Origin of the sequence: Pseudomonas sp. SWRI51, assembly GCF_014268825.1 — a bacterium.
Classification (GTDB): Bacteria; Pseudomonadota; Gammaproteobacteria; order Pseudomonadales; family Pseudomonadaceae; genus Aquipseudomonas; species Aquipseudomonas farsensis.
The window spans coordinates 46381-69893 of sequence record NZ_JABWRG010000006.1; the positions used below are offsets into that span (position 1 = coordinate 46381).

Annotated in this window: 21 protein-coding genes; 16 read left to right on the plus strand and 5 right to left on the minus strand. The window is 62.6% G+C overall.

The genetic code is table 11. The features are described 5' to 3' along the window. Positions 1 to 1254, minus strand: coding sequence for an ATP-binding protein (locus tag HU720_RS03840; protein ID WP_186517397.1), 1254 nt, complete (start codon positions 1252 to 1254; stop codon positions 1 to 3). Positions 1255 to 1454: 200 nt separating this feature from the next. On the opposite strand from HU720_RS03840, the gene HU720_RS03845 reads away from it, so the two are divergent. The 8 genes from HU720_RS03845 (at position 1455) to HU720_RS03880 (ending at position 11644) form a co-directional block, all read left to right on the plus strand. Then, positions 1455 to 2171, plus strand: coding sequence for an SIMPL domain-containing protein (locus HU720_RS03845; RefSeq protein ID WP_186517398.1), 717 nt, complete (start codon positions 1455 to 1457; stop codon positions 2169 to 2171). Positions 2172 to 2872: 701 nt separating this feature from the next. Further along, on the plus strand, positions 2873 to 4471 hold the full coding sequence (locus tag HU720_RS03850) for an ABC transporter substrate-binding protein (protein WP_186517399.1): 1599 nt from the start codon (positions 2873 to 2875) through the stop codon (positions 4469 to 4471). Between the two features lie 163 nt (positions 4472 to 4634). Continuing rightward, positions 4635 to 6005, plus strand: a complete 1371-nt coding sequence (locus tag HU720_RS03855; protein WP_186517512.1) for an OprD family porin — start codon at positions 4635 to 4637, stop codon at positions 6003 to 6005. A 72-nt stretch (positions 6006 to 6077) separates the two neighbouring features. Then, a complete protein-coding gene (locus HU720_RS03860; RefSeq protein WP_186517400.1) occupies positions 6078 to 7673 on the plus strand; it encodes an ABC transporter substrate-binding protein in 1596 nt (531 codons plus the stop codon). 76 nt (positions 7674 to 7749) lie between these two features. Next, positions 7750 to 8760: an ABC transporter permease subunit gene (locus HU720_RS03865; RefSeq protein WP_186517401.1), complete on the plus strand. Its 1011-nt coding sequence runs from the start codon at positions 7750 to 7752 to the stop codon at positions 8758 to 8760. 10 nt (positions 8761 to 8770) lie between these two features. Beyond that, positions 8771 to 9697, plus strand: a complete 927-nt coding sequence (locus tag HU720_RS03870; protein ID WP_186517402.1) for an ABC transporter permease subunit — start codon at positions 8771 to 8773, stop codon at positions 9695 to 9697. A gap of 10 nt (positions 9698 to 9707) precedes the next feature. Continuing rightward, positions 9708 to 10676 (plus strand): ABC transporter ATP-binding protein, encoded by a 969-nt coding sequence (locus HU720_RS03875; protein ID WP_186517404.1) that lies wholly within the window; start codon positions 9708 to 9710, stop codon positions 10674 to 10676. After that, complete coding sequence (locus tag HU720_RS03880; protein ID WP_186517406.1) at positions 10676 to 11644, plus strand: peptide ABC transporter ATP-binding protein; 969 nt, start codon at positions 10676 to 10678, stop codon at positions 11642 to 11644. The genes HU720_RS03875 and HU720_RS03880 overlap by 1 nt, the downstream gene beginning before the upstream one ends. Positions 11645 to 11786: 142 nt before the next feature. Here HU720_RS03880 and HU720_RS03885 read toward each other — a convergent pair whose 3' ends face one another. Next, complete coding sequence (locus HU720_RS03885; protein ID WP_186517408.1) at positions 11787 to 12680, minus strand: hypothetical protein; 894 nt, start codon at positions 12678 to 12680, stop codon at positions 11787 to 11789. 229 nt (positions 12681 to 12909) lie between these two features. Here HU720_RS03885 and HU720_RS03890 point away from each other — a divergent pair, with 229 nt between their 5' ends. The 4 genes from HU720_RS03890 (at position 12910) to HU720_RS03905 (ending at position 16695) form a co-directional block, all read left to right on the plus strand. Then, entirely contained in the window at positions 12910 to 13719 is an 810-nt protein-coding gene (locus HU720_RS03890) for a nuclear transport factor 2 family protein (RefSeq protein WP_186517410.1), read from the plus strand. Between the two features lie 64 nt (positions 13720 to 13783). Continuing rightward, positions 13784 to 15190, plus strand: coding sequence for an FAD-dependent oxidoreductase (locus HU720_RS03895; protein ID WP_186517411.1), 1407 nt, complete (start codon positions 13784 to 13786; stop codon positions 15188 to 15190). A 32-nt stretch (positions 15191 to 15222) separates the two neighbouring features. Beyond that, positions 15223 to 15564, plus strand: a complete 342-nt coding sequence (locus HU720_RS03900; RefSeq protein ID WP_186517412.1) for a cupin domain-containing protein — start codon at positions 15223 to 15225, stop codon at positions 15562 to 15564. 51 nt (positions 15565 to 15615) lie between these two features. Then, positions 15616 to 16695, plus strand: a complete 1080-nt coding sequence (locus tag HU720_RS03905) for a polyamine ABC transporter substrate-binding protein (protein WP_186517413.1) — start codon at positions 15616 to 15618, stop codon at positions 16693 to 16695. Between the two features lie 234 nt (positions 16696 to 16929). On the opposite strand, the gene HU720_RS03910 is transcribed toward HU720_RS03905, so the two are convergent. The 3 genes from HU720_RS03910 to HU720_RS24195 all read right to left on the minus strand — a co-directional run bounded on the left by HU720_RS03910 (position 16930) and on the right by HU720_RS24195 (position 19392). Beyond that, positions 16930 to 18513 carry a peptide chain release factor 3 gene (locus tag HU720_RS03910; protein WP_186517414.1) on the minus strand — a complete coding sequence of 528 codons (1584 nt, stop codon included), beginning with the start codon at positions 18511 to 18513 and terminating at the stop codon, positions 16930 to 16932. Positions 18514 to 18614: 101 nt separating this feature from the next. Then, positions 18615 to 18944 carry a helix-turn-helix transcriptional regulator gene (locus HU720_RS03915; RefSeq protein WP_186517415.1) on the minus strand — a complete coding sequence of 110 codons (330 nt, stop codon included), beginning with the start codon at positions 18942 to 18944 and terminating at the stop codon, positions 18615 to 18617. Further along, positions 18928 to 19392, minus strand: a complete 465-nt coding sequence (locus HU720_RS24195) for a type II toxin-antitoxin system RelE/ParE family toxin (RefSeq protein WP_225917093.1) — start codon at positions 19390 to 19392, stop codon at positions 18928 to 18930. Before HU720_RS24195 ends, HU720_RS03915 begins: the two co-directional genes overlap by 17 nt. A 304-nt stretch (positions 19393 to 19696) precedes the next feature. Here HU720_RS24195 and HU720_RS03925 point away from each other — a divergent pair, with 304 nt between their 5' ends. From HU720_RS03925 to HU720_RS03940, 4 genes are read left to right on the plus strand one after another with little or no spacing between them, the layout of a single operon-like run. Then, entirely contained in the window at positions 19697 to 20410 is a 714-nt protein-coding gene (locus HU720_RS03925; RefSeq protein ID WP_186517417.1) for an ABC transporter permease, read from the plus strand. 13 nt (positions 20411 to 20423) lie between these two features. Next, positions 20424 to 21335, plus strand: a complete 912-nt coding sequence (locus tag HU720_RS03930; protein ID WP_186517419.1) for a glycine betaine ABC transporter substrate-binding protein — start codon at positions 20424 to 20426, stop codon at positions 21333 to 21335. Continuing rightward, on the plus strand, positions 21332 to 21985 hold the full coding sequence (locus HU720_RS03935; RefSeq protein WP_186517421.1) for an ABC transporter permease: 654 nt from the start codon (positions 21332 to 21334) through the stop codon (positions 21983 to 21985). The genes HU720_RS03930 and HU720_RS03935 overlap by 4 nt, the downstream gene beginning before the upstream one ends. Beyond that, positions 21982 to 23139 (plus strand): ABC transporter ATP-binding protein, encoded by a 1158-nt coding sequence (locus HU720_RS03940; protein ID WP_186517423.1) that lies wholly within the window; start codon positions 21982 to 21984, stop codon positions 23137 to 23139. The genes HU720_RS03935 and HU720_RS03940 overlap by 4 nt, the downstream gene beginning before the upstream one ends. Positions 23140 to 23513: the final 374 nt, after the last annotated feature.

Below are 23513 nucleotides of genomic sequence, written 5' to 3' on the forward strand. Positions count from 1 at the left end.
TCAATCTCCTCGCTTGCCATGGGGCAGGCGCAATTCGGTCAGGGTGCCACCCTGCTCATGACTATAGAGTTTCACCGAACCGCCTGCGCGGGTCACACTGGCCTTGCTCAAGAACAGGCCCAGGCCGAAGCCTTTGCCCTTGGTGGTAATGAAAGGCTTGCCAATGGCTTCGGCAATCGCCGCAGGCACACCGGGGCCGTGGTCGCGGATGCTGATGACGATGTCCTGAGGGTCCCAGTCCAGGCGCACCTCCAGGTCGTCCGGGCAGGCATCGGCGGCGTTGTTCAGCAGGTTCAGCAAGGCCTGGGTAAGGTCCGGTGGCGGAGTCAGCCGCGGCACATCGCCGTCACGCAGGCGCTGGAAACGGTAGCTGGCCTCCGGGCGCATCAGGTGCCAGCGGTTGAGGGCCTCGTCGAGCCAGGCGGTGACCTCCTGCTCGACGATCGCCAGCCGGCGGTTGGCCTCGGCGGCGCGCACCAGTTGCTGCAGGGTCTCTTTGCACAGCTTGACCTGGTCCTGGAGGATCTGCAGGTCCTCCTGCAACAGCGGGTCGGTGTGGTCCTGGCGCATTTCGTTGATCAGCACGCTCATGGTCGCCAGCGGCGTGCCCAGCTCATGGGCGGCACCGGCGGCCTGGGTGGCGACGGCCAGCAGCTGTTCATCGCGCAGGCTTTCTTCGCGGCGCTCGGCACGCAAGTGCTCCTGGCGGCGCAGCTCTTCGGCCATGCGCGCGGCAAAGAAGGTGATCACCCCCGCAGCCAAGGCAATACTCAGCCACATGCCATAGACCTGCATGGTGTCGCGCGCCAGCGGCAGGGTTTCGAGCGGGTAGAACTGCACCAGCAACAAGCTGTAGGCCACCAACGCAATGCCCGACAGCACCAGCGAGTAGATCCACGGCAAGGTGACGGCGGCGATGGCCAGCGGCACCAGGTAATAAGAGACGAACGGATTGGTCGAGCCGCCCGAGTAATACAGCAGCGCGCTGTGGATCAGCAGGTCACAGGCCAGTTGCAGGGCGTATTCCAGTTCGGTAACCGGCAGCGACAGGCGCAGGCGCAGCGCGGTGAACGCGCACAGCAGCGATGACAGGGCCAGGGTGACTGCCAGGGAGAACCACGGCAGTGGCAACAGCTCGGTCCAGTAGGCGACCCCCACCGAGCCTGCCTGGGCAGCCAGGACGAGAACGCGGATAACGGTCAGGCGCCAGAGGTTCTGGCGTGTCGCGGATAGCGGATGTACGGCGGCGAGCATGAGCTCTCCCGATGAGTGCTCCAGGAAAATCGGCTGGAGTATACCGAAGGCAGGGGCCTCACTGCAGCGATGCGGCAAAGCGCCACAGTTTGTCACACATTCATGATGGCACTTTTGAACCCACTACACTGTCCTCGGTCTGAACGGCCATGCGTAGCACGAGCATCGTCGCCACGCCCCTACCTGCCAAGGAGCAACACATGCACATTTCCCGTCGCGGCAAAGCCCTCGCCCTGTCCTGCGGCATGCTCGCCAGCCTGCCCGCGCTGGCAGCCGATGAGCCGCGTTACAACCAGGTCTCGCTGCGTGCAGAGGTCAGCAAGGAAGTCGCCCGTGACCTGATGGTGGTGACCCTGTACAGCGAAGCGCAGAACACCGACCCGGGCAAACTGGCCAAGCAGATCACCGAAACCATGAACAAGGCGGTGCAACAGGCCCGTGATGCCAAAGAGGTGAAGATCAGCCAGGGTAGCCGCAACAGCTACCCGATCTACGACACCAAGGGGCAGAAGATCACCGGCTGGCGCGAGCGCGCCGAGCTGCGCCTTGAAAGTGCCGACTTCCCGGCCCTGTCCAAGCTCACCGGCGAGCTGCTGCAGGACCTGAAAATGGGCGGCATGGACTTCTCGATTGCGCCAGGCACGCGCAAGACCAGCGAAGACCAACTGCTCAAGGATGCCGTGGCAGCCTTCAAGGCCCGCGCGCAGCTTGCCACCGAAGCGCTGGGCGGCAGTGGCTACAAGGTAGTCAGCCTGAACCTCAACAGCAGCGGCTACCCACGTCCTTACATGCGCAGCGCGCCCATGGCGATGATGGCCAAGTCTGCCGACGAAGCGGCGCCAGCGCCGGATATCGAGGCGGGCACCAGCGAAGTGAGCATGAGTGCTGATGGCCTGATCGAAGTGCAAGTGCCCTGAGCCAAACCTGGCGGGCGCGCCCGCTTGCACTGTGAATTCAAGGCCGCGGGCACCTGCCCCGGCCTTATCACAGGCTAGCGCCAGCTCCCACAGAAACCGCGCCGAGCACCGACATTGAAGTCCGACTCAGATCCCTGTGGGAGATTCTATGGTTTTGTACAAGTCTGTTCTCGCCAGACACATCTCCTTGTGGCGAGCGGGCTTGTCCCGCGTTGGGCTGCGCAGCAGCCCCCTGAAAACCCAAGGGTAAACCTCAGGGCTGCTGCGCAGCCCAACGCGGGACAAGCCCGCTCGCCACAACTGCCATCATTTCCCATAGGATGGGGTCCAACCAGCAATGTTGCGGTTGAGCACGGTCTCTGTGGGAGCTGGCGCTAGCCTGCGATATGGCCGGAACAGGTTTGACCAAGCCCCCAACACTCCAATCGCCTACCCAGATTTCAGACCCTTCCTACGCCCTTTTAAGGCGCATCCCCTTGTAATCCCCGCTCCGAAAACCCTCGAAAAACTAGCGCAAATTCGACGCGCAAACGATCAACTCGATCAAAAATTACATGAATGCGACATCTGAGTACGCACGTTCCACATTTGCACCTCCACCCCGCCGCTGACGGTTGCAATGGGAACAGGGCCTGCATAAGTATCCGCAGGTCGGCTCACGAGGCCACCTCACTTCAAAAATGACAAAAAATGAGGCCATCATGCTCAAACACGCAGTCATTCCGTTCCTGTTAGGTGCAGGCTTGCTAGCCGGCGCACCGTCCGCGCTCGCTGCCAGTAACCTGGTGTTCTGCTCCGAAGGCAGCCCGGCAGGCTTCGACCCCGGCCAGTACACCACCGGCACCGACTTCGACGCCTCGGCCGAAACCATGTTCAACCGCCTGACCCAGTTCGAACGCGGCGGCACCCAGGTGGTGCCGGGCCTGGCCACCCAGTGGGAAGTCGCCGACGACGGCAAGACCTACACCTTCCACCTGCGCGAAGGGGTCAAGTTCCACACCACCGCCTATTTCAAGCCCACCCGCACCTTCAACGCCGACGACGTGCTGTTCACCTTCAACCGCATGCTCGACAAGAACCACCCGTTCCGTAAGGCGTACCCCACCGAATTCCCCTACTTCACCGACATGGGCATGGACAAGAACATCGCCCGCATCGAGAAGGTCGACGAGCACACCGTGCGCTTCACCCTCAACCAGGTGGACGCCGCGTTCATCCAGAACATCGCCATGGCCTTCGCCTCGATCCTCTCGACCGAATACGCCGAGCATCTGATGGCCAGCGGCAAGCCCAGCCATATCAACCAGCAGCCCATCGGCACTGGCCCGTTCGTGTTCCAGCGGTACCAGAAGGACACCCAGATTCGCTACAAAGGCAACCCGGCGTATTGGGCGCCAGAGCGGGTCAAGGTCGACAACCTGGTGTTCGCCATCAATGTCGACGCCTCGGTGCGCATCCAGAAGCTGCGCCGCAACGAGTGCCAGGTCACCCTGCACCCGCGCCCGGCAGACCTCGCCGCCCTGCGCCAGGACAAAACCCTGCAGGTGCTGCAAAAACCCGGTTTCAACCTCGGCTACATCGCCTACAACACCCAGCACCCACCGTTCGACCGGCTTGAGGTGCGCCAGGCCATGGACATGGCGGTGAACAAGCAGGCCATTCTCCAGGCGGTCTACCAGGACTCCGGGCAAATCGCGGTAAACGCCATGCCGCCGACCCAGTGGTCCTATGACGAAACCCTCAAGGACGCCCCCTACGACCCGGCGAAAGCCAAACAACTGCTGGACCAGGCCGGGGTCAAGCCTGGCCACGAAATCACCCTGTGGGCCATGCCAGTGCAGCGGCCCTACAACCCCAACGCCAAGCTCATGGCCGAAATGCTCCAGGCCGACTGGAGCAAGCTCGGCTTCAAGGTGCGCATCGTCAGTTACGAATGGGGCGAATACATCAAGCGCATGAAAAGCGGCGAACACGATATCGCCCTGATCGGCTGGACCGGTGACAACGGCGACCCGGACAACTGGTTGGGCACGCTCTACAGCTGCGGCGCCATCGGCAGCAACAACTACTCGCTGTGGTGCGACGCCCAGTACGACGCGCTGGTGAAAAAAGCCAAGCAGGTCACCGACCGCAAGCAGCGCACCGCGCTTTACCAACAAGCCCAGCAACGCCTCAAGCAACAGGTGCCGATCACCCCGGTGGCCCACTCCACGGTCAACCAGCCGCTGAGCCTCAAGGTGCATGACTTCAAGGTCAGCCCGTTCGGGCGCAACGTGTTTTCCGACGTCGCCGTCGACTGAAACTCCCAGGCGCAGGGCAAGCCATCAACCGCTGCCCGCGCCGTCCCGCTTGTGCCTGGTGATCCCAGGCAGCCCTGGCAATACCCGCAGCACCTAGCCACCCCCGAGCCCACAAGGCACGGGCATAACTAAAAGAACCAAAGGGAGCTTCAACTTGAAACCGATGAATAAAACCGCGCTGGCCTTGGCCATTGGCGCGCTCTGCTCGCTCGCCCACGCCGAACCGCAAAGCCAGAGCTTCGCGCCGCTGGCACTCAAGGCCGACAGCGCACAAAGCCAGGCCACAGGCTTCGTCGATGGCCAGAGCCTGTCGGGCAGCACCCGCAACTGGTACGCCCGCGAACGTGCCACCCGCGCACCGCTGTGGAAGTACACCAAGAGCGACGGCAGCCGCCACGACACCCACAGCCGCGACAACTGGCTGCAAGGCAACATCCTCAATTACAGCTCGGGGTTCACCCAGGGCACGGTCGGCTTTGCCGTCGAGGCCGCCGCCTACAACGTCATCGCTCTGGAGCGCGGCCGCGCTGCTGTAGCCGGCCCCAACAACCGTACCCTTACCCACAGCGACGGCGACCCGATCGGCCAGTGGAGCAAGCTGGGCCTGGGCAACGTCAAGGCACGGGTGTCCAACACCACGCTGACCCTGGGCCGCCAGTCGGTCGATACGCCCATGATCGCCTACATCGGCAACCGCGCGTTACCGTCGAGCTTCCAGGGTGCGTTTGTGCACAGCGCCGAGTTCGACAACCTGTCCTTCGACCTGGGCACCTTCGACCGCGTCTCGCCGCGTACCGAGCAGAGCCTGAGCAAGTTTCGCAGCGAGTACGGCGCAGCGGGCCTGGAAACCGACCGCGCCAGCACCGCCGGCCTGAACTACCAGCCGTTCAAGAGCCTGACCACCAGCCTCTATGCCAGCAGCGTCGAAGACTTCTGGAACCAGTACTACTTCGGCGCCAGCCACGTGCTGGGGGACAGCTCGCTGCTGAGCCTGACCACGGGCCTGAACTACTACAAGACCGTCGACGCCGGCAGCAAGAAGCTGGGCGACATCGACAACGACACCTATAGCCTGTCGTTCGGCCTGACCCACCAGGGGCACACCCTCAGCGCCTCATGGCAGCAGGTCATGGGCAACGAGTACTTCGACTACCTGCACGAAACCAACGGCATCTACCTCGCCAACTCGTTGCTGTCGGACTTCAACGGCCCCAACGAGAAATCCCTGCAAATCAGCTACGTGCTGAACATGGCGCAATACGGCGTGCCCGGGCTCAAGTTCAACCTGTACAAAGCCCGTGGCTGGGGCATCGACGGCACCCATTACCGTGGCACGGCCTACGACGTGCGCGGCATGGACGGCGAAAACCACTATGAGTGGGGCGTAGGCACCAGCTATGCGGTACAGAGCGGCATTCTCAAGGACAGCACCATCCGCGCCACCTACACCGCCCACCGCGCCAGCAAGGCCCAGGCCGATGGCAGCCTGGACGAACTGCGCCTGGTGACCACCATTCCATTCAACATTCTCTGACCGCTAGCGCCATGGCCCGCCGTGTTGCGGGCCATGGCAACTACGCTGGAACAATCACTGCAGGGAGGTCCCATGAGCTCACTCACGCTACGCGCGGCAATGGCAGCACTCATTTTCGGCGCAGCCTCGAACCTTGCGGCCAAGCCGTTGGTGGTCTGCACCGAAGCCAGCCCGGAAGGCTTCGACATCGTCCAGTACACCACTGCCGTCACCGCCGATGCCGCCTCCGAAACCGTGTTCAACCGCCTGGTCGACTTCAAGCCCGGTACCACCGACATCCAGCCGGCACTGGCCACCCACTGGGACATCAGCCCCGACGGGCTGCGCTACACCTTCCAGCTGCGCCAAGGGGTGAAGTTCCACACCACCGACTACTTCACGCCCAGCCGCGAATTCAACGCCGACGATGTGCTGTGGAGCCTCAACCGCCAGTTGCGCCGCGACCACCCATGGCACGACAAAACCAGCGTCGGTTACCCCTATTTCGAGAGCATGGCGTTCAGCGACCTGCTCAAGTCGGTGGAAAAAACCGGCCCCTACACCGTGGTCATTACCCTGAACCGCCCCGAGGCACCGTTCTTGCGCGACATGGCAATGGCGTTCACCTCGATCTACTCGGCCGAATATGGCGACCAGTTGCTCAAGGCCGGCAAGGCCGCCGAACTCAACAGCAAGCCGGTGGGCACCGGGCCGTTTGTTTTTCAACGCTACAACAAGGACGCGCAGGTGCGCTTCAAGGCCAACCCGGATTACTTTCGTGGCAAGCCGCCAAGCGATGGGCTGATCTTCGCCATCGCCACCGACAACAACGTGCGCCTGCAAAAGCTGCGCGCCAACGAGTGCCAGGTGGCGCTGTCCCCCAAGCCTGAGGACGTGCCGGCAATCAAGGCCGACCCTAAGCTGAAAGTCGCCGAAATCGAGGCGATGGTGACCGGCTACATCGCCATGAACACCGAACACCCGTACCTCAGCGATGTGCGCGTGCGCCGGGCGATCAACCTTGCCTTCGACCGCCAGGCCCACGTGGACCAACTGTTCGGCAAAGGCAACGCGCAGCTTGCGGTGAACCCCTACCCGCCTACCCTGATCGGCTTCAACCACGAAAACCGCAACCCGCCCCGAGATCTTGCCAAGGCCCGCGCCCTGCTTGCCCTGGCTGGGGTGCCGGATGGCACGACCTTTACCCTGTTCACCCGCAACGGCGGCGGCCCGACCAACCCCAACCCGCGCCTTTCAGCCGAAATGCTGCAGGCGGACCTGGCCAAGGTCGGCCTGAAGCTCGATATTCGCGTCATGGAGTGGGCCGAGATGCTGCGCCGGGCTAAAAAGGGCGAGGCAGACATGGTTTCGACAGGCTGGGGCGGCGACAACGGCGACCCGGACAACTTCCTCAGCCCACTGCTTAGTTGCGATGCCGTCAAAACTGGCGAGAACTATGCGCGCTGGTGCAACCCTAAGTTCCAGCAACTGATCACGCGTGCCCGTGAAGTGATCGACAACGATGAACGCGCCAAGCTCTATAGCGAGGCCCTGGCGGTGTACGATGAGGACCAGCCCTGGATCAGCATGGCCCACCCTAAACTGTTCACCGCCATGCGCGAGAACGTGGAGGGTTATGTGATCAACCCACTGACCAACAACAACTTCGCCACCACCAAGGTGAAGTAGAACAACAACGACCGCCGACACCCCACACGGGCACCGGCGGCACCGCCGTACCACGGCTGATGAGGTAACCCCGACAATGTTGAGTTTTATTGCCCGGCGCCTGGGCCTGCTGATTCCGACTTTTTTCGGTATCACCCTGCTGACCTTTGCGCTGATACGCCTGATCCCCGGTGACCCGGTGGAAGTGATGATGGGTGAGCGCAGGGTCGACCCTGAAATGCACGCCCAGGCCATGGAGCGCCTGGGGCTGAACAAGCCGCTGCCTGCGCAGTACGTGGACTACATCGGCAAGCTCGCCCAGGGCGACCTCGGTGAATCGCTGCGCAGCCGCGAAAGCGTGTGGAGCGAGTTTCTGACCCTGTTCCCGGCCACCGTGGAGCTGGCGTTTTGCGCCCTGCTGTTCGCCGGGGTGTTCGGCCTGCTGGCCGGGGTGATTGCAGCCCTCAAGCGCGGTTCGCTGTTCGACCATGGGGTCATGGGCATCTCGCTGACCGGCTATTCCATGCCGATCTTCTGGTGGGGCCTGGTGCTGATCATGTTCTTCTCGGTCAAGCTTGGCTGGACCCCGGTGACCGGGCGTATCGACGTGCTGATGGACATCGAGCCACGCACCGGCTTCATGCTCATCGACACCCTGCTCAGCGATGAAGAAGGCGCGTTCAAGGATGCGCTGATGCACCTGATCCTGCCGTCCATCGTGCTCGGCACCATTCCGCTGGCGGTCATCGCCCGCATGACCCGCTCCTCCATGCTTGAAGTGCTGCGCGAAGACTACATCCGCACCGCCCGCGCCAAAGGCCTGTCGCCGGCGCGCATCGTGTTCATCCACGGCCTGCGCAACGCGCTGATCCCGGTGTTGACCGTGTTCGGCCTGCAGATCGGCACCTTGCTCGGTGGCGCGGTGCTGACCGAAACCATCTTCTCCTGGCCGGGCATCGGCAAATGGCTGATCGAAGCCATCGGTGCCCGTGACTACCCGGTGGTGCAGAACGGCATCCTGTTGATCGCCTGCCTGGTGATCCTGGTCAACTTCGTCGTGGATATCCTCTACGGCCTGGCCAACCCACGCATCCGTCATCAGCGCTGAGGCCCAAGCCATGACTAGCCCTATTTCCAAAGCTGGCACTGCGCCTGGCGCCGTCGACCACAGCTCGCTGTACCCCTCGCCCTACAAGGAATTCTGGCAGGCGTTCTCACGCAACAAAGGTGCGGTAGCGGGCCTTTCCTTCATGCTGCTGGTGGTGTTTTGCGCGCTGTTTGCCCCTTGGGTGGCGCCGCACAACCCCAGCGAGCAATACCGCGACTTCCTGCTCACGCCACCGGTGTGGCTCGAAGGCGGCACCTGGCAGTTCGTGCTAGGCACCGACGAACTGGGCCGCGACCTGCTCTCCCGGCTGATCCAGGGCGCGCGCCTGTCACTGCTGATCGGCCTGTCGTCGGTGGTGATGTCGCTGATCCCAGGCATCCTGCTGGGCCTGTTCGCAGGCTTCTTCCCACGGCTGCTGGGCCCCTCGATCATGCGCCTGATGGACGTGATGCTGGCACTGCCCTCGTTGCTGCTGGCCGTGGCCATCGTCGCCATCCTAGGCCCAGGCCTGATCAATACCGTGATCGCCATTGCCATCGTGTCGCTGCCCTCCTACGTGCGCCTGACCCGCGCCGCCGTCATGGGTGAGCTGAACCGCGACTACGTCACCGCCGCCCGCCTGGCCGGCGCCGGGCTGCCGCGCCTGATGTTCGTCACCGTGCTGCCCAACTGCATGGCGCCGCTGATCGTGCAGGCGACCTTGAGTTTCTCCTCGGCGATTCTCGACGCCGCCGCGCTGGGCTTCCTGGGCCTCGGCGTGCAGCCCCCCACCCCGGAGTGGGGCACCATGCTGGCCTCGGCCCGCGACTACATCGAACGCGCCTGGTGGGTAGTGAGCCTGCCCGGCCTGACCATATTGCTCAGTGTGCTGGCAATCAACCTGATGGGCGACGGCCTGCGCGATGCGCTGGACCCGAAACTCAAGAACGCCGCCTGAGGAGAACGCCATGTCACTGTTGCAAATAGACAACCTGAACGTGCGCTTCGGCGACGCCAATGCCGTACCCGTGGTGGACGGCTTGGACCTTGCGGTCGATGCCGGCGAAATCCTCGCCATCGTCGGTGAGTCCGGCTCGGGCAAATCAGTCACCATGATGGCCTTGATGGGCCTGATCGACGCCCCTGGGCGCATCACTGCCGACACCTTGCGTTTTGCCGGCATCGACATGCTCAAGCTCAGCGCCCGGCAACGGCGCAAGGTAGTCGGCAAGGACATCGCCATGGTTTTCCAGGACCCGATGACCGCGCTCAACCCAAGCTTCACCGTGGGCTACCAGATCGAGGAAGTACTGCGCCAACACCTGGGCCTGAAGGGCAAGGCGGCGCGCCAGCGCGCGCTGGAGCTGCTGCAAAAAGTCGAGATTCCGGCGGCCGAAAGCCGCCTGGACGCCTACCCCCACCAGTTGTCCGGCGGCATGAGCCAGCGGGTGGCGATCGCCATGGCAATTGCCGGCGAGCCCAAACTGCTGATTGCCGATGAGCCCACCACGGCACTCGATGTGACCATTCAGGCGCAAATCATGGAACTGCTGGTCAACCTGCAGAAAGAGCGCAACATGGCGCTGATCCTGATTACCCACGATCTGGCCGTGGTTGCCGAAACTGCCAGGCGCGTGTGCGTGATGTACGCAGGCCAGGCGGTAGAGGTCGGCCAGGTGCCAGAGCTGTTCGAAGTCCCCGCCCACCCCTACAGCGAAGCCCTGCTGGCGGCCATCCCCGAGCACAGCATCGGTGCCGAGCGCCTGGCCACACTGCCTGGCATCGTCCCCGGCCGCTACGACCGCCCACAAGGCTGCCTGCTGTCGCCGCGCTGCCCGTATGTGCAAGAGCACTGTCGGCGCCAGCGCCCGGCCCTCGACCCCCAGGCCCATAGCCTGGCGCGTTGCTTCTACCCGCTCAACCAGGAGGTGGCGTGATGACCGTCGTACTTTCAGCCCGTGAGCTGACCCGTCATTACGAAGTGTCCCGTGGCCTGTTCAAAGGCCATGCGCTGGTGCGTGCGCTCAATGGCGTGTCGTTCGAACTGGAGGCCGGCAAGACCCTGGCAGTGGTCGGTGAGTCCGGCTGCGGCAAGTCCACCCTGGCCCGCGCCCTGACGCTGATCGAAGAGCCCACCTCAGGCTCCCTGCAAATCGCAGGCCTTGAGGTGAACGGCGCCGGCAAGCAGCAGCGCAAGCAATTGCGCCGCGATGTCCAGATGGTGTTCCAGAGCCCCTACGCTTCCCTCAACCCACGGCAGAAGATCGGCGACCAGTTGGCCGAGCCGCTGTTGATCAACACCTCGCTGAGCAAGGCCGAACGCCGCGAAAAAGTGCAGAAAATGATGGAGCAGGTGGGCTTGCGCCCCGAGCATTACCAGCGCTATCCGCACATGTTCTCCGGCGGCCAGCGCCAGCGCATCGCCCTGGCCCGGGCCATGATGCTGCAACCGAAGGTGTTGGTAGCGGATGAGCCCACGTCCGCGCTGGACGTGTCGATCCAGGCCCAGGTGCTGAACCTGTTCATGGACCTGCAGAAGGAATTCAACACCGCCTACGTGTTTATTTCGCACAACCTGGCGGTGGTGCGCCATGTGGCCGATCAGGTGCTGGTGATGTACCTGGGGCGCCCGGCGGAAATGGGCCCGAAAGAGGACATCTATGCCAAGCCGCTGCACCCTTACACCCAGGCATTGCTGTCAGCGACCCCGGCGATTCACCCAGACCCGCTGAAGCCGAAGATCCGCATCGTCGGTGAGCTGCCCAACCCGCTGAACCCGCCAGAGGGATGCGCCTTTCACAAGCGCTGCCCCTATGCGACTGAGCGCTGTGGCAAAGAAGTGCCGGCGTTCCGGCAGGTAGGAACTCGGCAAGTGGCTTGCCACTACGCCGAGCAGTTTCTGTAAGACTTGGTAAGCCGTTGGCAGTGGTTCGGCGAACCGAACCACTGCCAAGGTTTTAGTGCATGAAGATCGCGATCAGGATAATCACCGGGATCGGTACGCCAAGCATCCAAAGCAGAATCGAGCGCATGATGTCTCTCCTTTCTTAGTGTTGAACGCGACGAGCAGTCGCCGAATATTCCAGGCCTTCCGTTTCCAACCAGCGCACGCTGTCGCGGCGACGGCCACCCATCAGGGCTGCAAGGCTGGCGAAGAACGCGCCGCACAGCAGCGCGACGAAGGTCCACAGCGCGGTCCAGGCCGCTACTTTGGCTGCGGTGTCAGCCGCTTGCTGGGCCTGTACCTTGACTTGTTGCACCTGCGCGAACACCTGGTCCACACGGGCTTCGGCCTCGGCCTGGCTCAGGCGCGTGCGCTGGGCGACCAGTTGCGCAAGGTAGGCACGGTCACCTGGCTCCAGCGCCCCGTCCTGGGCAACCGCCTTGGCCAGAATGCGCGCAGCCACGCCATTGGCTGCATCCTCACCCACCGCAGCAGGGCCATCGGTACGGAACAACGTGTCGACAAAGTAGGAGTCTGGCTCGCCCTTGGGCGCCATGCTCGCCGCGGCACCCACGGCACTGGCACTTGCCTGCGCACCGGCGCTGAGCAGGCCACCGGCGGTGCTGGCGATCAGCATGGCGGCCACCAGGGTTGCCACGGCCCACGACAGGAAACCATGGGCGGTATCGCGGAAGTACACTTCATCGCCATGCAGGTTGGCCCACTTCACCCGCAGCCGACCGGCGATGTAACCGCCAAGGCCCGAGGCCAGGATCTGCGTCAGCAGCAGCCAGATAATCGTCGAAATGCCCAGCGCCTTGGCGCTCGCACCCTCGTTGGCCCATGGGGAGCTTGCGGCAAAACCAAGCCCGGCACCCAGCACCACAAGGATCAGGGAGAGCGCCGCAGCAGCGGCAGCACCAGCAAAGATGGCGCCCCAGGACACGCCTGAGCGAGCCTGGGAGTCGACATAGGTAGAGTCGGCAGTCGGGATCATGGTTGTTCGCCTTTATTGTGAGGTGACAGAGCAGTCAACGCTGTGTCCGGTGCAGGCCGTATGCCAGTTGTGACGAAAAATTACTTCTTTGAAAATCAATAAGTTGGAAATTGACGCAGTCCTAGGGTCGTGCAAAAAACCCGGACACACCCGTTTGGCTCAGGGTTTCTGCAATGTCTGCTGCGCCCAGCCCCTTGCCTGGCAACCAACGCCCCGGCACTATCGGGCCATGAGCTGCGACCTCCCCCGTGACGGCCCCGGGCAAACCCCGCTGACCGCCGATACCGTGCTGCGCTACCACCTGTGCTGGAAGCACCGCGACCTCGACGGCGTAATGGCGCTCTACCACCCCCAGGTGCAGTACCACGATTTCTTCCAGAACCGCGTGCTTGGTTACGATGAGCTGCGCGACTATGTGCGCGCCTGCCTGCCCCACGAGGCTGGCGAAGATATCGTTCACAGCGACCGCATTCGCGTCGATGGCTGCACCGCGTTCATTCAGTACCAGGTCACCGTGCAGGGCGGCGACGGGCTGGCCGCGTTCCAGTCGAGCGAGGCGATTACCGTCAAGGACGGCCTGATCTGGCGGGTCAACGAGTACGCGACGCTGGTGCGCCACGCCAGCAAGGGTGCCAGTGCCGGCGGCTTGCGCCCGGCCACCAGCCGCCTGGGCCTGTCGCCGCGCCAGCTGTCGACCATGGCCCAGGACCTGGAACACTACTTCCACCAGCAACGCCCCTACCTGGACCCGGAACTCGACCTGCAACAGGTGGCCGACGCGAGCGGTTACAGCCGCAACCAGATTTCCTACCTGCTCAACCAGGTGCTGGGCCAGAGCTTCTATCGCTACGTCAACCAGGCCCGCTTGCAGCACCTGTTGGCAAGTGTTGGCGACGGCCGGGGCGAGGCGTCCATCGATGACCTGGCATTCAGCGCAGGTTTCAATTCGCTGTCAGCCTTCTACAAGGCATTTCGCGAGCACACAGGCCTGACCCCCAAGGCCTACCTCAAGCAGATTTCCCTGCGTGCACGCACGTAAGACAGGCCCCGCTTCGCTTCACTAGGATCGTCCCCAGACCGATACCGATGTGGAGCACGCCCCGATGCAACCCCTGCGCACCTTGAGCCTGTGGATGGACCAACTCGATGAGCCGCTGTGCGCGCGGCCGGCGCTGCGCCAGGACCTGGACCTCGACGTGTGCATCATCGGCGCCGGCTACACCGGGCTGTGGACCGCCTATTACCTCAAGCGCCAGGCGCCGCAACTGAACATCGCGGTGATCGAGGCCAATATCGCAGGCTTCGGCGCCTCGGGGCGCAACGGCGGTTGGCTGATGGGCAACCTGCTGGGCGAGGACCGCCTGCTCGGCACTTTGTCGGCACACCAGCGCCGCGCCAGCATCGACCTGCTGCATGGCATCCCCGACGAGGTCCAGCAGGTATTGCAGCGCGAGGGCATCGACTGCGACTACCGCAAAGGCGGCGTGCTGTACTGCGCGGCGCGCTACCCCGAGCAGGAGCGCAGCCTGCGCGCCTGGCTCGATGACCTTTACCGCCAGGGCATGACCCCGGACGATTACCAGTGGCTGCGCCCTGAACAACTCGACGCACACCTGCGCATCAGCAACCCCTATGGCGCGATCTACAGCCCGCACACCGCCACCATTCAACCCGCCAAGCTGGTGCGCGGCCTGGCCCGGGTGGTGGAACGCATGGGCGTGACGATCTACGAAAACACCCCGGCCATCGACTGGCAAACCGGCGAGGTGCGCACTCCACTTGCGCGTATCCGCAGCCACTGGGTGGTGCCGGCCGTCGAAGGCTACGCCGCCAGCCTGCCGCCGCTGGGCCGCCACCAACTGCCGGTGCAGAGCCTGCTGGTGGCCACCGAACCGCTGCCCGAATCGACTTGGGAACAGATCGGCTTGAGCCAGGGCCAAGCCTTCAGCGAGAGCAGCCGCCAGGTGACCTACGGCCAGCGTAGCGCCGACAACCGGCTGGTCTTCGGCGCCCGGGGTGGCTACCGTTTTGGCGGCCGCCTGCGCGAAGACTTCACCCTGGCGCAGCATGAGGTGGAACTGCGCCGCTACCTGTTCGGCGAGCTGTTCCCGCAACTGCGGCATGTGCGCATCACCCACACCTGGGGCGGCAACCTGGGCATGGCTCGACGTTTCCACCCGCACATGCTGTGCGACCGGCAGCGCGGTTTGGCCCTGTCGGGCGGCTATGGCGGCGAAGGCGTTGGTGCCACCAACCTGGGCGGGCGCACCTTGGCCGCGTTGATTCTTGGCCAGCACAACGAACTGACCGCGCAGCCCTGGGTATACGACAACCGTCCGCTGTCGAGCCTGGCCAGCTGGCCGCCCGAGCCCTGCCGCTGGCTAGGCTACAACGCAATCATCCAGAGCTTCGTGCACGAAGACCGCACCCTGGCCAACCCGGCCACCGCGCCGTGGCGCCGACGCCTGGCCAGCGGCGTCGCCGACTTCATGGAAGGCTTCATGCACTGACTTGCCGTTATTTCCACACAGGGCCCATCGCCATGAGCATCACCCAGTTCAAGCACACCGACAGCGTTACGCTAGACAGCAGCAACCCGGTAGCCGTGCCGCTCGGCGAACCGGTCGCGGTCACGTCAGTCACTTGCGTCGAGCGCAGCGACGGGGTCGAAACCGGCATCTGGGAGTGCACCCCAGGGCGCTGGCGCCGGCAGATCGTGCAACAGGAGTTCTGCCATTTCATCAAGGGCCGCTGCACCTTCACCCCCGACGATGGCGAGCCCCTGGTCATAGAAGCCGGAGACGCATTGATGCTACCGGCCAACAGCACCGGCATCTGGGATATCGAACAGACCGTGCGCAAGACCTACGTACTGATTTTCTGATCCGCTGATCGCCTGCCTTCGACAACAACAGACAAAGCAAGGTACCCCGACATGCGCACACTCGTTCTCGCTCCCCTGATGCTGGCCGCAAGCGTGGCCGGCGCCGCCGAATCGGTAAAGATCTACAACTGGTCGAGCTACGTCGCCCCTGACACGCTGAAGAACTTCCAGCAGGCCACCGGCATCATCCCGACCTACGACGTCTACGACAGCAACGAGACCCTCGACGGCAAGCTGATGACGGGTAACTCGGGCTACGACGTGGTATTCCCGTCCAACCACTTCATGGCCCGGCAGATCCAGGGCAAGGCCCTGAAGAAGCTCGACAAGAGCCAGTTGCCCAACTGGAAGAACCTCAACCCGGTGCTGCTCAAGGCGTTGGAGGTGAACGACCCTGGGAACCAGTATGGCTTCCCGTACCTGTGGGGCAGCACCGGCATCGGCTACAACATCGACAAGGTCAAGGCGGTGCTGGGCGACAACGCGCCGGTGGACTCGTGGGATTTGATATTCAAGCCCGAATACATGAGCAAGCTGAAAAGCTGCGGTGTGGCGGTGCTCGACAACGGCCCTGAGCTGCTGCCGATTGCCCTGAACTACCTGGGCTTGCCGCCCCACAGCCAGAACCCGGCCGACTATGAAAAGGCCAAGGCGCTGCTGATGAAGGTGCGCCCGTACATCAGCTACTTCCATTCCTCGAAGTACACAGGCGACCTGGCCAACGGCGATATCTGTGTGGTGGTGGGCTTCTCGGGGGATGTGTTGCAGGCGAAGAACCGCGCCGAAGAGGCGAAGAACGGGGTCAAGGTGGGTTACACCATCCCCAAGGAAGGCGCGCCGATGTGGTTCGACATGGTCGCGATGCCGGCCGATGCGCCGAATGAGAAAGCCGGTTACGCCTACATGAACTACCTGTTGCAGCCGGAGGTGATGGCGGGCATCAGTGACTTCGTGCAATACGCCAACGGCAACCAGCAAGCCGACGCGCTGGTAGACCCGGCGCTCAAGCACAACACGATGATTTACCCAACGGATCAGGAGCTGGGCAAGCTGTATGCGCTGGAAGCGATGCCGGCCAAGATCGACCGTGTACGTACGCGGATATGGACCAGCATCAAGGCCGGCAATTGAGGGGCAAAATGGAGCAGGGCCTGCTCAGGCTGTGGTGAGTGGATTGCCATTGCGGCTGGGCGCGGCTTTCTGTAGGAGCGGCCTTGTGTCGCGAAAGGGCTGCGTAGCAGCCCCAATAATTTTGCTTGAGACCGAGATCCTGGGGCTGCTACGCAGCCCTTTCGTGACACAAGGCCGCTCCTACACAATCAAAAGCAAATTGCCTGAAACCATGGAATCTCTACAAAACTGCTGTCAGTGATGCTCGCGGGTAGCGCGGAATTTCACATCAGGCCAGCGTTCTTCCATCAATGCCAGGTTGACCCGGGTCGGCGCCAGGTAGGTCAGGTGGCCGCCACCGTCGATGGCCAGGTTTTCCATGGCCTTGACCTGGAAGTCCTCAAGCTTCTTCTTGTCGTCGCAGGTGATCCAGCGCGCCGACCACACGGTGATCGGCTCGTAGGCGCACTCGACCTTGTATTCTTCTTTCAGGCGGCTGGCGACCACATCGAACTGCAGTACACCGACCGCGCCGAGAATGATGTCGTTGCTGCGCTCCGGGAAGAACACCTGGGTGGCGCCCTCTTCTGCCAACTGCTGCAAGCCCTGACGCAATTGCTTGGACTTGAGCGGGTCTTTCAGGCGTACGCGGCGGAATAGCTCCGGGGCAAAGTGCGGAATACCCGTAAAGCCCAGCGCCTCGCCTTCGGTGAAGGTGTCACCGATCTGGATGGTGCCGTGGTTGTGCAGGCCGATGATATCGCCGGCAAAGGCTTCTTCGAGCTGCTCGCGCTCGGAGGAGAAGAACGTCAGTGCATCGCCGATGCGCAGGTCCTTGCCGGTGCGCACATGGCGCATTTTCATGCCCTTCTCGTACTTGCCCGAGCAAATGCGCATGAAGGCGATACGGTCACGGTGTTTCGGGTCCATGTTCGCCTGGATCTTGAACACGAAGCCTGTGAACTTGTCTTCGACCGGCTCAACGGTACGCTCGTGGGCAACACGGGCCAGTGGGCGCGGGGCCCAATCGACCACCGCGTCGAGCACATGGTCGACACCGAAGTTGCCCAGCGCAGTGCCGAAGAACACTGGAGTGAGCTGGCCACTGATGAATTCGTCACGGTCGAACTCGTGGCAGGCGCCCTGCACCAGTTCCAGCTGTTCGATGAAGCGGTCGTACTCATCACCCAGGTGCGCGCGCGCTTCGTCGGAATCGAGCTTCTCGATGATTTTCACCGCCGTACGCTCATGGCCGTGGCCCGGGGTGTAGACAATGATGTAATCGCCGGCCAGGTGGTAAACACCCTTGAAGTCGCGGTAGCAACCAATGGGCCAGGTGATCGGCGCGGCCTTGATCTTCAGCACCGCTTCGATTTCGTCGAGCAGCTCGATCGGGTCGCGGATGTCACGGTCGAGTTTGTTGATGAAGCTGACGATGGGCGTGTCACGCAGGCGGCAGACGTCCATCAGGGCGATGGTGCGCGGCTCTACACCTTTACCGCCGTCGAGCACCATCAGCGCCGAGTCCACCGCGGTCAGGGTGCGGTAGGTGTCTTCGGAGAAGTCTTCGTGGCCGGGGGTGTCGAGCAGGTTGATCATGTGCTCGCGGTACGGGAACTGCATCACCGAGGTGGTGATGGAGATGCCGCGCTGCTTCTCCATTTCCATCCAGTCGGACGTGGCGTGGCGGTCGGACTTGCGCGACTTCACGGTACCGGCGACGGCAATGGCCTTGCCCATCAGCAGCAGCTTCTCGGTGATGGTGGTCTTACCGGCGTCGGGGTGGGAAATAATTGCGAAAGTGCGGCGCTTCGCGACTTCGGCGGCCTGGTTGGTCATGGGAAATCGCCTGACTGGGGGATTAAAAATGGGGCCGTATCATACCCGAAGTTGTACGGGGACCAAAACCAGATCCCCGGCCTTTGGTCAGTGGTGGGAGATTAAGCGCGTTTTGCCCGCTCCTCGCTAAACCCATCAAGCCTGACCGGCGGGCGGCCAGGCATGTGCGCAATCAGCTCCAACGTACCGCCCAGTGCCTCCACATAGCTGCGCAAGGTCGAAATCAGCATGTCATTGCGTTTCTCCACTTTGGAGATCGTGCCCTGGCGCGTGTCCAGGCGCTCAGCCAAACCTTCCTGAGTGAATTCAAGTTGTCTTCGCAATGCCTGAAGTGTCAATTCTTCACGGATCAACTGGCAGCCCAACTGTTCGACTCGCTCCCTGCGTTCAGGGGGCAACCCGTTTATGACCTCATCAAGTGTCTTGGACATCGCTTTCTCCTTTGGACAGGTACTTGTCAAAACGAGCATCTGCACGCCTGATGAGCCCCTGATAGAACCGCTGTTCTTTCAGGCCACCCTTGTCGCCTGCCACCAATAGGACTGCATGCCGATTCGGGTCGAATGCAAACGCAATCCTCCAGACTGCAGCTCGCTCGGTGATCCTCAGCTCTTTCATGTTCGAATGCCGAGAGCCATTAAGCGTATCGACATAAGGGCGACCGAGCTCAGGTCCTGAGGACTGGAGTAACCGTAGGTAGCCCAGCATTCGATCCTGAGTACTTTCGCTCAACGCATCGAACTCAGTGATGAACTCCTCACAGAATCTAATCGTCCACACCGACAAAATACCTCCAGATGAATATTCCCTCAAGCGAATACTTAAAGAAATCGACCGGGAAATTTTGCCTATCAACGCAGGTCGGTCGATAGCAGACAATTCAGCGCCATGATGTAGGTTTTACGCTTGATTCTCGTGTGAATTTTCCCCACCCCCAGTGATTAACACTGGCCAAATGCCGCCTCAGATGGGAACCTTTGCGCCCCAGGAGACGTCCACTCCCCTGCAACCCGCTTCGGTTGGGGATTGGTTTCATCAGCATTTCGGGCCCGACGGGGTTCGGCTCATGGCCTGATCGCAGCCTTCGGCTTGCATCATGCTGCTACTCGCGAACACACCACCCGCCGCCAGCATTGGCCGGCTACCAAGAAGTGTGCTCGCCGACAACACAAGGAGTCCGCCTGTGGCTAAACGCTACGGTAAAGGGCTGTTGGGATGTGCCACCGTGCTCGTCATCCTGGCCCTGCTGATCCACTGGATCGGCATCGACACGATCGTGCGTTATCGCGACGATCTGGCTTTCTATCTGCAAGCGCACCTGGTTCTGGTGCTGGCTTCGATGGCGGCGGCGCTGGCCGTGGGCATCCCTGCCGGCATTGCCCTGAGTCGACCGCACCGGGTCGACAAAGCCGAGCGTTTCATGCAGTTGTTCAACGTTGGCAACACCATTCCTCCCCTGGCCGTTCTGGCCATCGCCCTGAGTATTCTGGGCATCGGCGCAGGCCCTGCGATCTTCGCCCTGTTCCTCGCCTCATTGCTGCCTATCGTGCGCAACACCTACGAAGGCCTGAAAAACGTCCCCGCCTCACTCAAGGAAGCCGCCACCGGCATCGGCATGACCCCGCGCCAGCAACTGTGGCAGGTGGAATTGCCCAATGCGGTGCCGATCATCGTCGGCGGCGTGCGCGTGGCGCTGGCGCTGAACGTGGGTACTGCGCCACTGGCGTTTCTGATTGGTGCCAACAGCCTGGGTAGCCTGATCTTCCCCGGCATTGCCTTGAACAACCAACCGCAGTTGCTGCTTGGCGCGGCCTGTACGGCGCTGCTGGCGCTGGCACTGGATGCGTTGGTGAGTTTCTCCAGCAAGCGCTGGCTGGAACGTGGCCTGGCCCAATAACCGAGAGGCAAGCATGAAAAAGACAATCGCCCTGCTGCTGGGCGCGGCCTTGCTATATGCAGGTTTTGCCCAGGCAGCCGAAAAACCGCTGGTGCGCATCGGCGCGCGGGTGTTCACCGAACAGACCGTGCTGGCCGAAATCACCGCCCAGTACCTGCGCGCCAACGGCTTCGATGTGCGCGTGACCTCAGGCCTTGGCAGCAACATTGCCCGCCAGGCCCAGGAAACCGGCCAGCTCGACCTGATGTGGGAATACACCGGCGTGTCGCTGGTGTCCTACAACCACATCGAAGAGCGCATGCCCAGCGCCGAAGCGACCTATGCACGGGTCAAGGCGCTGGATGCGCAGAAAGGCCTGATCTGGCTGACGCCCTCCAAGTTCAGCAACACCTACGCCCTGGGCTTGCCCAAGGAAGTCGCCAAGGCCTACCCGCAGGTCAACACCATCAGCGACCTCAACCAGGTGCTGCGTGACGAACGCGAGCGCAACCACCTGGTGGCGCTGGACACCGAGTTCGCCAACCGCCCGGATGGCCTGGTGGGCCTGAAGCAGATGTACGACCTGCAAGTGGGCCGCCCGAACATCCGCCAGATGGATGCCGGCTTGGTCTACACCGCGATGCACAACAACCAGGTGTTCGCAGGCCTTGTGTACACCACCGACGGGCGCCTGAACGCCTTCGAGCTGAAACTGCTCGAAGACGACAAGCATTACTTCCCCGACTACACCGCAGCCCCCGTGGTGCGCAAGCAAGTGCTCGACGCCAACCCGCAACTGGCCGCACTGCTCAAGCCGTTGGCCGAGCAGCTCGATGACGAAACCATGCGCCAACTCAACGCCAAGGTGGATGTCGAACACCAGAACCCCACTGCGGTGGCCGCTGCATTTTTGCGTGAACACCCGCTGAAGGAGGCACAGCCATGAGCTTGCTCAATACCTTTGCCCATCTGGACTGGGCCCAGGTGCTGCAACTGACCTGGCAACACATCATGCTGGTTGGCGTCGCGGTCACCCTGGCGATTCTGGTAGGCGTGCCGCTGGGCATCCTGATGACCCGCTTCCCCGCCGTTGCCGGCCCGCTGCAGGCCAGCGCCACGGTGCTGCTGACCATCCCCTCGATTGCCTTGTTCGGCCTGCTGCTGCCGTTCTACAGCAAGTTCGGCCAGGGCCTCGGGCCTCTGCCGGCGATCACGGCGGTGTTCCTTTATTCATTGCTGCCAATCCTGCGCAACACCTACCTGGCGCTGACCAGCGTCGAGCCCGGCATCCGTGAAGCGGCGCGCGGCATCGGCATGACCTTCGGCCAGCGCCTGCGCATGGTCGAGTTGCCCATTGCAGTACCGGTGATCCTCGCCGGCGTGCGTACCGCCGTGGTGATGAACATCGGCGTGATGACCATCGCCGCGACCATCGGCGCCGGCGGCCTGGGTGTGCTCATTCTGACCTCCATCAGCCGCAGCGACATGTCGATGCTGCTGGTCGGCGCCGTACTGGTGAGCCTGCTGGCCATCATCGCCGACCTGCTGCTGCAAACCCTGCAACGTGCCCTGACTCCAGAAGGACTGCGCTCATGATCGAACTCAAGAACCTCAGCAAGACCTTCAACGTCAACGGCAAAGACGTCAAAGCCGTGGACGCCGTCAGCCTGACGGTCAACGAAGGCGAAATCTGCACCTTCCTCGGCCCATCGGGCTGTGGCAAGAGCACCACACTGAAGATGATCAACCGCCTGATCACGCCGACCTCGGGCCAAGTGTTCATCAATGGCGAAGACACCAGCGCCCTGGATGAGGTGACCCTGCGTCGCCACATCGGCTATGTGATCCAGCAGATCGGCCTGTTCCCCAACATGACCATCGAGGAGAACATCACTGTGGTGCCGCGCCTTCTGGGCTGGGACAAGAAACGCTGCCACGACCGTGCCCGCGAGCTGATGCACATGATCAAGCTCGAACCCAAGCAGTACCTGCAGCGTTACCCGCGCGAGCTGTCCGGTGGCCAGCAGCAGCGTATCGGCGTGATACGCGCCCTGGCGGCGGAAGCCCCGGTACTGCTGATGGACGAGCCGTTCGGTGCGGTCGACCCGATCAACCGCGAGATGATCCAGAACGAGTTTTTCGAGATGCAGCGGGCGCTGAACAAGACCGTGATCATGGTCAGCCACGACATCGACGAGGCCATAAAACTGGGCGACAAGATCGCCATTTTCCGCGCTGGCAAACTGCTGCAGCTGGACCACCCGGACACGCTGCTGGCACACCCGGTGGATGATTTTGTAAGCAACTTCGTCGGCCAGGACAGCACCCTCAAGCGCCTGCTGCTGGTGCGCGCCGAAGACGCTGCCGACAACGCGCCGTCGGTCAGCCCGCAGACGCCGGTCAGCGATGCCTTGGAGCTGCTCGATGAGCACGACCGCCGGTATGTGGTGGTGACCGATGGGCAGAACAAAGCCTTGGGTTATGTGCGCCGTCGCGACATGCACCGCCAGCAGGGCACCTGTGCCGATTTCCTGCGCCCGTTCAACGCCACGGCGTCGCACGACGAGCATTTGCGCATCCTGCTGTCGCGCATGTACGAGTTCAACCGCGCCTGGCTGCCGGTGCTGGATGCCGACCAGGTGTTCCTTGGCGAGGTGACCCAGGAGTCGATTGCTGCTTACCTGAGCTCCGGGCGTTCACGCGGGGCCAAGACCAGCATCGTGTCGCCAGCTGAGGCGGTGGCTTCCTGATAGACAGCCGGGGGCGCTTTGCGCCCCGGCCTATCAGCCAGACGCCGACCAGGGCAAGAGCAAGCATTTCCACCTGTCCGGTAACAAAAAATTTATGCGCGATTTCATGCACGGGCGTCCCACGCACGTGTGGCCATAAATATGAACACTTCAGCCGCTTCAGCCATTCATCGCGCGCCGATCAAAATCGCTCGATCCCCATGTGGCCGGCCTCAACCGCCAACAGGCCAACGACGCGCATTCCACAATTTTTTACGCCCTAAAGAGCGTGGGGAACATCTGCCGGTCACACGAGTCGGTTATTCAAATGCAGAGTGGCCGATCCGCGACGAACACGCTCGGATTACCTGTTGATCTTGCTGTCTTCACGCCCT

Excerpts from the sequence above, each read along its gene's own strand:
- HU720_RS03840 (WP_186517397.1), bottom strand. The coding sequence starts at position 1,254 with ATGCTCGCCGCCGTACATCCGCTATCCGCGACACGCCAGAACCTCTGG.
- HU720_RS03845 (WP_186517398.1), top strand. The coding sequence starts at position 1,455 with ATGCACATTTCCCGTCGCGGCAAAGCCCTCGCCCTGTCCTGCGGCATG.
- HU720_RS03850 (WP_186517399.1), top strand. The coding sequence starts at position 2,873 with ATGCTCAAACACGCAGTCATTCCGTTCCTGTTAGGTGCAGGCTTGCTA.
- HU720_RS03855 (WP_186517512.1), top strand. The coding sequence starts at position 4,635 with ATGAATAAAACCGCGCTGGCCTTGGCCATTGGCGCGCTCTGCTCGCTC.
- HU720_RS03860 (WP_186517400.1), top strand. The coding sequence starts at position 6,078 with ATGAGCTCACTCACGCTACGCGCGGCAATGGCAGCACTCATTTTCGGC.
- HU720_RS03865 (WP_186517401.1), top strand. The coding sequence starts at position 7,750 with ATGTTGAGTTTTATTGCCCGGCGCCTGGGCCTGCTGATTCCGACTTTT.
- HU720_RS03870 (WP_186517402.1), top strand. The coding sequence starts at position 8,771 with ATGACTAGCCCTATTTCCAAAGCTGGCACTGCGCCTGGCGCCGTCGAC.
- HU720_RS03875 (WP_186517404.1), top strand. The coding sequence starts at position 9,708 with ATGTCACTGTTGCAAATAGACAACCTGAACGTGCGCTTCGGCGACGCC.
- HU720_RS03880 (WP_186517406.1), top strand. The coding sequence starts at position 10,676 with ATGACCGTCGTACTTTCAGCCCGTGAGCTGACCCGTCATTACGAAGTG.
- HU720_RS03885 (WP_186517408.1), bottom strand. The coding sequence starts at position 12,680 with ATGATCCCGACTGCCGACTCTACCTATGTCGACTCCCAGGCTCGCTCA.
- HU720_RS03890 (WP_186517410.1), top strand. The coding sequence starts at position 12,910 with ATGAGCTGCGACCTCCCCCGTGACGGCCCCGGGCAAACCCCGCTGACC.
- HU720_RS03895 (WP_186517411.1), top strand. The coding sequence starts at position 13,784 with ATGCAACCCCTGCGCACCTTGAGCCTGTGGATGGACCAACTCGATGAG.
- HU720_RS03900 (WP_186517412.1), top strand. The coding sequence starts at position 15,223 with ATGAGCATCACCCAGTTCAAGCACACCGACAGCGTTACGCTAGACAGC.
- HU720_RS03905 (WP_186517413.1), top strand. The coding sequence starts at position 15,616 with ATGCGCACACTCGTTCTCGCTCCCCTGATGCTGGCCGCAAGCGTGGCC.
- HU720_RS03910 (WP_186517414.1), bottom strand. The coding sequence starts at position 18,513 with ATGACCAACCAGGCCGCCGAAGTCGCGAAGCGCCGCACTTTCGCAATT.
- HU720_RS03915 (WP_186517415.1), bottom strand. The coding sequence starts at position 18,944 with ATGTCCAAGACACTTGATGAGGTCATAAACGGGTTGCCCCCTGAACGC.
- HU720_RS03930 (WP_186517419.1), top strand. The coding sequence starts at position 20,424 with ATGAAAAAGACAATCGCCCTGCTGCTGGGCGCGGCCTTGCTATATGCA.
- HU720_RS03935 (WP_186517421.1), top strand. The coding sequence starts at position 21,332 with ATGAGCTTGCTCAATACCTTTGCCCATCTGGACTGGGCCCAGGTGCTG.
- HU720_RS03940 (WP_186517423.1), top strand. The coding sequence starts at position 21,982 with ATGATCGAACTCAAGAACCTCAGCAAGACCTTCAACGTCAACGGCAAA.